At 55.0% G+C, this 12184-nt stretch carries 11 protein-coding genes; 7 read left to right on the forward strand and 4 right to left on the reverse strand.

Annotation, left to right across the window (positions count from 1 at the left end; translation table 11 throughout):
• Positions 1-61: 61 nt before the first annotated feature.
• From GKR98_12125 to pnp, 3 genes are all read left to right on the forward strand, one after another.
• Complete coding sequence (locus GKR98_12125) at positions 62-598, forward strand: DUF4956 domain-containing protein (GenBank protein ID QMU60079.1); 537 nt, start codon at positions 62-64, stop codon at positions 596-598.
• Positions 598-1374 (forward strand): VTC domain-containing protein, encoded by a 777-nt coding sequence (locus GKR98_12130; GenBank protein QMU58879.1) that lies wholly within the window; start codon positions 598-600, stop codon positions 1372-1374. The genes GKR98_12125 and GKR98_12130 overlap by 1 nt, the downstream gene beginning before the upstream one ends.
• A gap of 235 nt (positions 1375-1609) precedes the next feature.
• On the forward strand, positions 1610-3742 hold the full coding sequence (gene pnp, locus GKR98_12135; protein ID QMU58880.1) for a polyribonucleotide nucleotidyltransferase: 2133 nt from the start codon (positions 1610-1612) through the stop codon (positions 3740-3742).
• Between the two features lie 250 nt (positions 3743-3992).
• On the opposite strand, the gene GKR98_12140 is transcribed toward pnp, so the two are convergent.
• Together GKR98_12140 and GKR98_12145 are read right to left on the reverse strand one after the other, a co-directional pair.
• Positions 3993-5252 carry an aminotransferase class V-fold PLP-dependent enzyme gene (locus tag GKR98_12140; GenBank protein ID QMU58881.1) on the reverse strand — a complete coding sequence of 420 codons (1260 nt, stop codon included), beginning with the start codon at positions 5250-5252 and terminating at the stop codon, positions 3993-3995.
• An 11-nt stretch (positions 5253-5263) separates the two neighbouring features.
• Positions 5264-5878, reverse strand: coding sequence for a DUF4392 domain-containing protein (locus tag GKR98_12145; protein ID QMU58882.1), 615 nt, complete (start codon positions 5876-5878; stop codon positions 5264-5266).
• A gap of 461 nt (positions 5879-6339) precedes the next feature.
• Here GKR98_12145 and GKR98_12150 point away from each other — a divergent pair, with 461 nt between their 5' ends.
• Positions 6340-7104, forward strand: a complete 765-nt coding sequence (locus GKR98_12150; GenBank protein ID QMU58883.1) for a hypothetical protein — start codon at positions 6340-6342, stop codon at positions 7102-7104.
• Positions 7105-7430: 326 nt separating this feature from the next.
• Here the strand turns inward: GKR98_12150 and GKR98_12155 are convergent, their stop codons facing one another.
• Positions 7431-8564: a TraB/GumN family protein gene (locus tag GKR98_12155; GenBank protein ID QMU58884.1), complete on the reverse strand. Its 1134-nt coding sequence runs from the start codon at positions 8562-8564 to the stop codon at positions 7431-7433.
• Positions 8565-8940: 376 nt separating this feature from the next.
• Here GKR98_12155 and GKR98_12160 point away from each other — a divergent pair, with 376 nt between their 5' ends.
• Entirely contained in the window at positions 8941-9228 is a 288-nt protein-coding gene (locus GKR98_12160; protein QMU58885.1) for a co-chaperone GroES, read from the forward strand.
• Between the two features lie 54 nt (positions 9229-9282).
• A complete protein-coding gene (gene groL / locus GKR98_12165; GenBank protein ID QMU58886.1) occupies positions 9283-10926 on the forward strand; it encodes a chaperonin GroEL in 1644 nt (547 codons plus the stop codon).
• A 131-nt stretch (positions 10927-11057) separates the two neighbouring features.
• On the opposite strand, the gene GKR98_12170 is transcribed toward groL, so the two are convergent.
• The gene (locus tag GKR98_12170; GenBank protein QMU58887.1) at positions 11058-11279 is read right to left on the reverse strand and encodes a hypothetical protein; all 222 of its coding nucleotides are present in this window, start codon (positions 11277-11279) and stop codon (positions 11058-11060) included.
• 134 nt (positions 11280-11413) lie between these two features.
• On the opposite strand from GKR98_12170, the gene GKR98_12175 reads away from it, so the two are divergent.
• Positions 11414-12160, forward strand: coding sequence for a transcriptional regulator (locus GKR98_12175; protein QMU58888.1), 747 nt, complete (start codon positions 11414-11416; stop codon positions 12158-12160).
• The last annotated feature ends 24 nt before the right edge of the window (positions 12161-12184 follow it).

A 12184-nucleotide genomic window follows, 5' to 3' on the forward strand; every position in this document is an offset into this window, starting at 1 on the left:
ACTCGCTATCGACGACCCGTTTACCGAACTGGCCATTCGGTTCGTCATCAATATTGTCGCAATGCTGATTTTTATCTTTGGCATGTTTTATCGTCGCCACCGCGACAAAGAACTCGCTACAACAGCCGCAATATTTAACATATTTTCTTTCGGCGTCCTTTCGGTGCTTTCGGCTGTCGAATTTAACCTGGCCGCAGGATTTGGACTTTTTGCCATTCTCGCCCTGTTCTCGCTTCGCTCGGAACAAATCGACAAAATCGAAATCAGCTACTTCTTCGGCGCCGTCGGATTAGCGGTGATCTGTTCAGTCATCGGCACCACGCACAATTTTGTTATTGGCATTGTCACGATCCTGCTCATTGCAGTCTATCTGATCGACCACCCAAAATTCATGCGTTCAACCGTACTGATGAAAGTGACGCTTGACCGCATTGACCCCCACATCTTCGCTTCGCCGGAGCGCATGCGCAAAGAACTGGCCGAACGCTTTGGCGTCAGCGTCATGTCCTACCGTGTGCGATCCATCAATTACGTCAACGAACTTGCGATGATCGACGTCTACTATGAAGGCGAACGCGAGCTGGGGGCGAAAAAGTGATGCAGCCAGTATTCGATACGTTTTCCCCCATCAGCCTTGATGACCTGAACAGTAAGGCCGCAATGCTGGACAGGATCGACCAGAAATACGTGGTCTCAGGTGCCGAGCTGGCTGACGTCTTGCCAACCCTGGCCGAACATTTCGATGTTCTGGAAATCAAAGGCCAACGCAGCTTCACGTATTCAACCCGCTACTTCGACTCGTTGGATAGCGATGGTTACTTCGACCACCACAACGGCAAGCGCAAACGCTTCAAGGTTCGGGTAAGAAACTACGTCGACGCGGGCATCTCCTTTGTCGAGGTCAAACTGAAGGCGGCACGCGGTCAAACGATCAAGAAGCGCTTGCCAATTTCGTCCGGTCGCGTCGACCGTCTGGACGGGGCTTTGCGCACTCACATCTCCAGCGTCATCAACGATCACTATGATGATCCCTTCGACACCGAAATGAAAGCCGAACCCGAACTCGAGCCAGCCATCGACATGACCTATGTGCGCACAACTTTAGTTGCGCGCGAAGGGGGCGAACGGATGACAATCGATGGCTCACTCAGGTTCAATCGCGACGGTGCCGACAGTTCCGTCGCTCCAGACCGCTTCATCGTAGAGACAAAATCACTGAATGGCCGTGGCATTGCTGACGCGATCCTGCGCAGGGCCAATGTCAAAACCGTCAAAAGCTGCTCAAAATATTGCGTGGCGATGGCGACGCTCGCTCCGGTCGAGCGTCGCAACCGGTTTCTTCCTGCCATGCGGCGGCTTGGTCTGATTGACTAATGCCGCCAAACCCCGGCCACGAACGACCCCCTCTGATCGTGGCCGGGACAATTCAGTTCCGCCAGATTTACGAATACCCATTTCCAAAGCGTGCGTTTTCCTGTAGGGCGCGCGCATCTGAGACGTGACGCTTCGACCCTGGCGCATGCAAGGATAAAAGGGGTCGGCGGCAATGGGGCCGCCATTTAATCGGGCACTCGGACCGCCGAGATTGGCCCATCGAGGAAACACATAGATGTTCAATGAAGTGAAAAAATCCATCCAGTGGGGCGAAGAAACGCTGACACTGGAAACGGGCAAAGTTGCCCGCCAGGCCGACGGTTCGGTGATCGCCACTTATGGCGAGACCTCTGTCATGGCCAACGTAACGTTCGCGAAATCCCAGAAGCCCGGACAGGACTTCTTCCCGCTGACCGTTCACTACAACGAGAAATACTATGCCGCCGGTAAAATCCCTGGCGGCTTTTTCAAACGCGAAGCGCGTCCAACGGAAAAAGAGACGCTGACATCGCGTCTGATTGACCGTCCGATCCGCCCGCTGTTTGTGCCCGGCTTCAAAAACGAAGTTCTGGTTATCTGCACCGTGCTTTCGCACGACCTGGTCAACGATCCAGACATCGTCGCAATGATCGCCGCTTCGGCCGTGCTGACTATATCCGGCGCACCATTCATGGGCCCAATTGCCTGTGCGCGTGTTGGCTTTGAAGATGGCGACTACATCCTGAACCCAACCGTCGACGACATGCACGAGCTGAAGAACAACCCCGAGCAGCGTCTCGATCTGGTTGTTGCAGGCACCAAAGACGCCGTCATGATGGTTGAGTCCGAAGCCTATGAGCTGACAGAAGAAGAAATGCTGGGCGCGGTCAACTTTGCCCACGCACAAATCCAGCCCGTCATCGACCTGATCATCGATCTGGCCGAAGACACTGCAAAAGAGCCGTTTGAATTCGCAGCCCCAGACTACAGCGACCTGTTCGCTGCCGTCAAAGCGGCTGGAGAAGATCAGATGCGTGCGGCTTACGCGATCACCGACAAGCAGGAACGCACAACAGCCGTTGGCGCCACCCGCGACGCGATCAAAGCAGCACTTTCGGAAGAACAGCTTGAGGACGAAAACCTTGGGTCGGCTCTGAAGAAACTGGAATCAGCAGTGCTGCGCGGCGACGTCGTCAAGCATGGCCGTCGTATCGATGGTCGCGCAACGGATGAAATCCGCGATATCGTTGCTGAAACAGGCATCCTGCCACGGACCCACGGGTCTTCGCTGTTCACACGCGGCGAAACCCAAGGTCTGGTCGTAACCACCCTTGGCACCGGCGACGACGAACAGATGATCGACGCGCTGTCGGGCACCTACCGCTCGAACTTCATGCTGCACTACAACTTCCCGCCATACTCGGTCGGCGAAGTTGGTCGTTTCGGCTTCACAGGCCGTCGCGAAATCGGTCACGGTAAACTGGCATGGCGCGCGCTTCAGGCGGTTCTGCCTGCGGCAACCGACTTCCCATATACCGTGCGCTTGGTTTCCGAGATCACTGAAAGCAATGGCTCCTCGTCAATGGCGTCGGTCTGCGGTGGCTCCTTGTCGATGATGGACGCGGGCGTTCCGCTGAAGTCGGCTGTGGCTGGTGTAGCTATGGGTCTGGTTCTGGAAGATGACGGCTCTTATGCGATCCTGTCGGACATCCTCGGTGACGAAGACCACCTTGGCGACATGGATTTCAAAGTGGCGGGCACCGAAAACGGCATTACGTCCTTGCAGATGGACATCAAGGTCGCAGGCATCACGCCCGAGATCATGGAGAAAGCTCTGGCACAGGCGAAATCTGGCCGGATGCACATCCTGGGTGAGATGAACAAGGCGCTTTCCGAAACTTCCGACTTCTCGGTTCACGCCCCACGCATCGAAACGATGCAGGTGCCAACCGACAAGATCCGTGAAGTGATCGGCTCGGGCGGTAAAGTCATCCGCGAGATCGTGGAAGTCTCCGGCGCCAAGGTCGACATCAACGACGACGGCATCATCAAAATCGCCAGCCCGAACGGTGACGCGATCAAGAAAGCCTACGACATGATCCATTCGATCGTGGCCGAGCCGGAAGAAGGCAAAGTCTACAAAGGCAAAGTCGTGAAGATCGTCGATTTCGGCGCCTTCGTGAACTTCTTCGGCAAGCGCGACGGCCTTGTGCACGTCAGCCAGATTGAAAATCGCCGCCTGAACCATCCATCGGATGTTCTGAAGGAAGGTCAGGAAGTCTGGGTCAAACTGCTGGGCTTTGATGATCGCGGCAAGGTTCGCCTGTCGATGAAAGTCGTCGATCAGGAAACCGGTGAAGAAGCCAAGAAGGAAGAAGCAGCCGACTAAGCGCTGCCGCTTTCTGATTATTTAACGCCGTCCCTCCTGGGGGCGGCGTTTTTTTAGGGTCGACTGTCAAATGGCCACTTCGAACCCAACAGACCGGACCCGGTTCCCGTAAGACTTCTAAGAGCAAAAATGCAGTCGTCGCAAAAAACACAAGCACGCCAAATCAGAGCTGTATCTGACGTCTTATCTAATAGTTGAAGAATTGGCGGACCGGCCAAACAAGACATCCCGTTTCACATTCTTTTGCAAGTCAACCGTGGTCCCTTTCATCCAAAATCTCGCGCATTGCGGAAAGGAACGCCCTAACTTCGTCAACGCTATTGTAATGGCACATTGAAACACGCACTGCAGACGGCAACCCTAGCGGATCAAGTATATTGCCCGAGTAATGGTCTGCTTTGCGGGTATGGGTGCGGATGCCGCGTACTCGCAATGCCGTGACAAGCGCAGGAGCATCCAGACCTTCGACAGCAATAGATACCAACCCTTCGCGTGCAGGGTTATCCGGTCCGCCGATTATCAACACGTTCTCTAAATCCGCCAATCCAGTGAGGTTTCCGATCCCATGGATCATGGCATCCGTCAGTGATTTTTCGTGAGCGTGAATTGCCTCTCCTGCCGCTTCAATCCGCGTGCGTCGATCTTTGCTGTCGCTGAGCTGCCCGCCAAGCCAATCAAAATAACTGACAACGTCCGACATAGTCGCATACGCACCGGTGTCGCGCGTGCCCAGTTCCCAATTCCCCTCCGGTCCGCCCATTAACGTATCGTGTGGAAGCGCGTTCAGGCGTGGTGAGGTCCAGGCAATCCCATAGCCGTGGCGCGAAAACACCTTGTAAGGAGAGATCACATAGCCATCGATATCATAGACTGCGATGTCGATATGCCCATGGCTCGCGTGCTGAATGCCGTCCACGATTATCAGCGCGCCGGGCGCAGCTGCTCGGATCGCTTTCGCAATACCCGCAACATCCACGCTCATGCCCGTCACCGGAGACGTGTGCAGAATGGTCGCCACTCTGATGTCGGGCGTCAAAAGCGGTTCGTAGTCCTCTGCCGTGACCGTGCCAGTGGCATCGTTGTGCGGCACTTGAATGTAGGGTTTGCCTGCAATTTTGGCCCAGCGGGTACAGGCGCTGCGGGTAGCAGGATGCTCCAGGGTCGAACCGATGACAGACCCATCTGGTGTTTCCAAAATGGCGTTCATAATTAGACGGAACAACAATTCCGTTCCGCTTTCCCCAGCAAATATATCCCCATCAGGCGCGTTGAAAAACAACCGCATGTCGTCCTTCGCACGATTAATCGTCGCCACCAGATCATGAGCCATCTCATTGTCGCGCCCCTGATTGTCCGGGATTGCAGCAAATCGGGTCGAGGTTTCCACCACTGATTTCAGTGTCAGCGCTCCGCCCGCGTTCTCGAAATAGATGCGCGGACCGACTTCGGGGTAACTTTCCACATGAGCAAATTGGTTGCGAATTTCGCCAAGCAGTGTATCGGTGATCATGTTTAGTTCTTTCAAAGCAGTGCCTTGCGCGTGATGGCGTCAGCCAGTTCCGCGAGAGCGATATGGGTTGTGTCCCTGATGCCATCGACGTGACCATCGATAATTCCATCGGCCGAGTTGATCAGCCCGTTGGCAGTCATGACCTCCAACATTCGGGCCTCCATCTTTGGGGTGTGGATCAAACGCGCGTCACCCGTGCGCATTGCCATCGCCGCGCAAATCGCAGTGCAGCCCCAGTTTGACACCGCAGCAGTCATTAAGATGTCTGCCCCGGAAGTCGCTCCAATCCCGCCGCCACAAGGGCAATCGCCCGGAGCCGCAAAGGGAACAGAAATTTTGACGACATCCGAAACCAGACCCATGCCAATTTCGTTTCCCCCGTCACCTACGGCAAGTGTCGGAATGCCGCGCACCATGGCTTCATCGAACAACAAGTCGATCCGCGCCCGCCCCATGCCATAATCGCGCCCGCGCATGTTGTAGTAGATACCGTTTTCATTGCGCCCGACGCGCTCGGTCGACACCATGACGTCGGGATTGAGGTGATCCAGCATTTCAGTTGCTGCAGCCTGCGACAATGCACTCGAGTTCACACCACAGTCTTCAGCATACAGAACACCCGACATCCAAATTACTCCGCAACCGATGCGCTATCAACGGTTTTGGGGATGTATATCGAGACAATGTCGCTAGTTACAATGCCGACAACTATTGCTCCATTCGGTCCGATCCAATCGCAGTCAATGGTGGTGAGGAATGTCAGAAGTGCGCCACCGACATCTGTCAGAACACCTTCCAAATCTAGCGTACATTCTGCCTGCGAGCTCTGCGAAACAGCGAATGGCCACCTCGAACCCTCGCCGAGGAAAATCCACCCCAAATCGCTAATACGTTTGACTTTTCCCAGGATACCATTGACTCTAAACGTATTAGATAATTGATTTTTTGGGGGAAATTGATGCTTAAGACTACAGATTTGATCGTGTTATCCGCAGTTGCTCTTTCTGCTTGCTCGTCCGGCGTGGGCGGCATTGCTCCAGCAACCGGCGAAAGCGGTTAAGCATCAGCCGGCATTGACCTTGACACAGTGGGCGAAAGACTCTCCGTAAAAGCAAAGTTGCAAGTTGACGACTTCTCAGGTCCAGCGAATGTTGGCATTCTAAACATCAACCTAACGTTTGAAGATACCGGAGTCGCAGACGAATTTATTGTGACATTCGATGGGGTGCCGGTAAACCTTGCGTGGGACGCAATCGACAATCGCTATGAAGGCCTCAACGGCGATGTGGAAATTAGGGTAGCGTATAGGGGCGTTTCCGATAACAATCAAAGTGGGCTGGTTTGGTTCAACATTCGTGATACTCGGGGTGGCGGTGATTTCCGGCACTGGGGTCCGGCGGTACTCGGCTTCAACACTGACCCTGATGTCGTCGCTGGCCGCAACGACATGGCCTCTTTTAGCGGTGCAGGCATAATTTCCATAAATGCCGTGGACGACAGTTTCTGGACAACCGCAGATGGACCCGCGAGTTTGAACGTTGATTTCGCTGCGGGAATTTTGAACGGCACTATCGAGCTATCGGATTGTAGTTGCGGATTTGGGGGCGCGGACATCGCCGAGACTACTATCACCCTGTCGGGAGGCACAATAAGTGGCAACACCTTCACAATGGATGCCGATATCAACCTTGCCGACTTGAATTTAGCGACCATGAGCACCTTGACTGTGGATGGTGACATATACGAGACGAATGCCACAAGGTTAGGTGGAACGTTCGGTGGATCTGGAACCTCCACCATTGGCGGCGAAGAAACCACATTAATTGGAGCATTTGGAGCCGACGAGGACTGAGCGCAGGAATAGCTCTTTGTCGGCGTTGTCCTGTACATAAAGGGGACATAGGGAGCACTCTTGAAAATTCGCCAACGCGGCTGCAATGCGCCGAGTTGTTGGAAATGAAATAATGGTAACACGGCAGATCTTGGATGAAGTGCCGGCGCGAGTAAATGCAGATACCATTTGAAGATATTCGGGGGCTCCTGTAGCTCGTCAGAAACTCTTGGATCAACAGCGTTTCTAAGAATAGCCGGGCGCAAACTAAGCTTTAACTTTGTCTCACATAACAATCATTCAAATCCACCAACCAGCACTGGCAATCCGACCTGCCTCAACCCCGCTCAAAACGCCTCCAGCACATACCCCGCACGCTCCAAAGCCCGCAGCACACCTGTCTCGCCAGAAAGATGTGCAGCCCCGACAGCCAGCACAACGTCCTTGCCAGCGACCAACTCGGCGATTTTTGGCTCCCAATCCTGATTGCGACCAATCAGCAGCGACTGGTTGACCTCTTCAAAGAGCTCCTGGCCGTTTTCAATCCCGGCCTGATCAATGGCTATTCTGGCAAACTCCCAGCCTTCCCGCGTGCGGCCATCAAAATAAGCGTTAATTAGAGTCGACGTGTTTGCGTCGCCGTCATCCTGAGTGTTCAGCGTCAGGCGCAGACCGTCCAGCTGATCCTCGATAGGTTCGTCCGCGAAAAGCCGCAGAACCGTTTCAGAATCGTCCAACGCCGCAAGCGGAACGTTGTCATCCATCGCCAGTGCCTCCAGCTGTCGATCCAAACCACGCTCGCCAGTTTGCATCAGCGACAGCGCGCAAGGCGGGATCGCCAACGTCAGGTTCATATACCAGGGCTGAAACTTTGCCCCCAGAAACCCCGGCATACCAAGCGCGCCCAACCGCGCCTCGGCTTTGGCCCAGTCTTCTTCGCCCAGAAGATCAATCAGTGTCGGTCCTTCAGTGATGAAAAAGAACTCGGGCTTTTCCGCGGCCAAATTGGCCAACTCAGCCTCATCCTGGCTGGTGGCCTCCAGAATGAGAAGGTCCGCCGCTGCCAGGTGCGGAACGATCTTCTCTACAATCGGCGACATTCTTGGGTCCGGAACATGAAGAGTGCCCGCCACGATCACTGTCGAACCATCTTTTTCGGCTCGCCACAGATTTCCAACCGGATAGGGATGGGGGGCTACATAGGCATCCAGACGCGCCCGGTCGTCACTGGAAAGTTCGGCGATCAAGTCTCTTGTGCCACAGGTTTGCGATAATGCCGCTGTGGGAAGGAACAATGCGGCAATACACGCCGCGATCATCTTTTTCATTATACCCTCATCCTTGTGTTGCAGGCATTCTGACAGGGCAAATGGACAGAATAAAGGCGCGCGAAAGCTATTCTTCAGCGACGAGTCCGGTTTTTGGTGGTCTCGGCGCTGGTCGCGGAACGATTGCCCCTGCACTTCCATCCGCAATCGCATATTGGCAACGGTAAACCGATCATCTCGACAGGTATCAAGGCCACATTTCAGGGCTGATCAAGAAATTCCCGCCCGGGCCGCAAGGTCCTGCGATCGTCAGAAGATAAATGGATGTAACGCGCGTCGTCTCTCTTCCGGCCGGACACAGCATCAAGCGAGTTGCGAGAGTTCGAACTGATAGCAAGCTGCCCTGTGATCCCTTGAAGATGGGAGCAATCTACTAAAACGGCATAAAGTATTGGTAAAAACTGATTTCTTGAATTTTAGGCCTGCCTCAACTGTTGACTCACGATGTGAGCTTGCCTATCTCCCCTTCGTTAGCACTCACTAAAGGCGAGTGCTAAAGGGAGTTAACTGAACCTAAGGAGCGTTCAACATGGCATTCACTCCGCTGCACGACCGGGTACTGGTCCGCCGCGTAGAAAGCGACGAGAAGACCGCAGGCGGTCTGATCATCCCAGAAAGCGCAAAAGAGAAACCCGCAGAAGGCGAAGTCATTTCGGTAGGCGCTGGCGCCAAAGACGATAATGGCGGACGCATCTCGATGGACGTCAATGCAGGAGACAAAATCCTGTTTGGCAAATGGTCCGGAACCGAGATCACGCTGGACGGCGAAGAGCTGTTGATCATGAAGGAAAGCGACATCATGGGCGTTATTGCCTGATCGTCACAACCTGATCACTAACCACAACATTTTAGACAACCAGGAGCAATCAACATGGCTGCTAAGGACGTCAAGTTCGATACCGACGCCAGTAACCGCATGCTCAAAGGCGTGAATACACTCGCCGATGCGGTGAAAGTGACACTCGGCCCCAAAGGTCGTAACGTCGTGATCGAAAAATCCTTTGGCGCACCGCGCATCACCAAAGACGGTGTAACGGTCGCAAAAGAAATCGAACTGGAAGACAAGTTCGAAAACATGGGTGCGCAGATGGTGAAAGAAGTCGCCAGCCGCACCAATGACGAAGCCGGCGACGGCACAACAACTGCAACCGTTCTGGCACAAGCCATCGTTCGCGAAGGTCTGAAGTCGGTTGCCGCTGGCATGAACCCGATGGACCTGAAGCGCGGCGTAGACACGGCTGTTGCGCAGGTTGTTGAAAGCATCAAAGGCGCTGCCCGCGATGTAAAAGACAGCGACGAAGTCGCCCAGGTCGGCACAATCTCCGCCAACGGCGAAGCCGAAATTGGCGAGCAGATCGCCGGCGCAATGCAAAAAGTCGGCAACGACGGTGTCATCACTGTTGAGGAAAACAAAGGCCTCGACACGGAAACCGAAGTTGTTGAAGGCATGCAGTTCGACCGTGGCTACCTCAGCCCATACTTCGTCACCAACCCGGACAAGATGATTGCAGAGCTTGAAGACTGCATGATCCTGCTGCACGAGAAGAAACTTTCTTCGCTGCAGGCCATGGTTCCACTTCTGGAATCAGTCATCCAGTCACAAAAGCCACTTCTGATCATCGCAGAAGACGTCGAAGGCGAGGCTCTGGCCACGCTGGTCGTCAACAAACTGCGCGGCGGTCTGAAAATTGCGGCTGTTAAGGCACCTGGTTTCGGCGATCGCCGCAAAGCCATGCTGCAAGACATCGCGATCCTCACCGGCGGTCAGGTCATCTCTGAAGACCTGGGCATGAAGCTGGAATCGGTTACGATGGACATGCTGGGCACAGCCAAGCGCATCTCGATCACCAAAGACGAAACCACAATCGTGGACGGCGCTGGTGAAAAGGCCGAGATCGAAGCACGCGTTGCTCAGATCCGTCAGCAGATCGAAGAAACAACGTCTGACTACGACCGTGAAAAGCTTCAGGAACGTGTTGCTAAACTGGCTGGCGGCGTTGCCGTTATCCGCGTTGGCGGCATGACCGAAGTTGAAGTGAAAGAGCGTAAAGACCGCGTCGATGACGCACTGAACGCTACACGCGCTGCGGTTCAGGAAGGCATCGTTGTTGGCGGTGGTGTTGCTCTGGTTCAGGGTGCGAAAACACTCGAAGGCCTGACTGGTGACAACAGCGACCAGAACGCCGGTATCGCCATTGTGCGCCGCGCTCTGGAAGCTCCGCTTCGCCAGATTGCCGAAAACTCCGGCGTCGACGGTGCCGTGGTTGCTGGCAAAGTCCGCGAAAGCAGCGACTCTTCCTTCGGCTTCAATGCTCAAACTGAAGAGTATGGCGATCTGTTCTCGTTCGGCGTCATTGACCCGGCGAAAGTTGTTCGCACCGCTCTGGAAGACGCAGCCTCGATCGCGGGTCTTCTGATCACGACCGAAGCCATGGTTGCCGACAAGCCCGCCAAAGAAGGCGCACCAGCCGGCGGCGGCATGCCCGATATGGGCGGCATGGGCGGCATGATGTAAGCACGTCACTTCCGCTTGCGGATGTGACGGGTGGCGAAAGTCGTTTCCCTTGCGAAACGATGAAGGCCACACCCATCATCAGAAAGGCCGCCCTCGGGCGGCCTTTCGTTCTTTGTGCGGGCAGATATTGCTCACCAGTTTCCGCCGCGCAAACCATGACGGGCTGCCATCCGGTCCATGGCATCCGCACTGACAGACGCCCACGCCGACAGTTTCTGGTCTTTGGTTTCCGGCCCGCACTCGTCTGTCTTCCCAACGTGTGGATCGCGACGGGTAACCAGCGTCCTGACACTCCCTGCTATTGCTGCAAGCGGGGCAAACACAGGCGTTTTGATATCGTTGATCATCGACATTTTTTGGGGTCCTTTCAGGATTTCTCATCTGTTCAAAAGCGATGACCAACCCTCGCCCCCAGACCCCGAAATCGGCCAGTGCACGTTCTGAACCACACCCGCTACACATTCTGAACTAGGTCAAAAATCATCGCATGCATTATGATGCCCAGGAAAGGAGCCCCATCATGACCTCCAAACCCTATGGCCTCGTCTGCCCGATCACCCACGCATGTGACATCCTCGAACCTCGCTGGACGATGCCGATCCTGTCGGAAATGTGGGCCGGCGCGACCCGCTTCAATGATATCCGGCGCGGCGTCGGCAACATCTCTCCGGCGCTTCTATCTCGTCGCCTGAAAGAGTTGGAACTTCACGGCCTGATCGAACGCGTTGAAGACCCCGCCAGCGGCAATGTCGATTACATCCGAACAGACCGAGCCGTGGCGCTGGAACCGGCTTTGAATGCACTTGCCTTATGGGCACAAAGCAACATTGCCGCCCGCCAGGCCCTGCTTGATGCGGATCTCTCGACCTTCATGTGGAAAATGCGAAACTACTTCTTGCGCGATCAACTGCCCGACCGGCAGGTGGTCATCCGCTTTCACTTCACTGACCCTGATCTCGCCTACGACACTTATTGGGCCCTCCTAAGACCCGGCCAACCCGTCGAGATGTGCACAGACATCCCCGGCTTCGACGTCGATCTCTATGTCGAGACATCTAAAATCTCGCTCGCCTCCATCCTGCTGGGCCGCACAACCGTCTCCCGCGAAACCGACGCCGAGCGCATGTACCTCAGCGGCGACGCGATGTTGGCTAAAACAATGCAACGTTGGATCTTTGTAAGCGGATACGCAAAGGCGGACGGACTCATGATGCTGGATGACACACCGAACTAATCTAACAATCCCGCATTCCAGCCC

The sequence above is a fragment of the Boseongicola sp. genome, from assembly GCA_014075275.1.
Taxonomy (GTDB): Bacteria; Pseudomonadota; Alphaproteobacteria; order Rhodobacterales; family Rhodobacteraceae.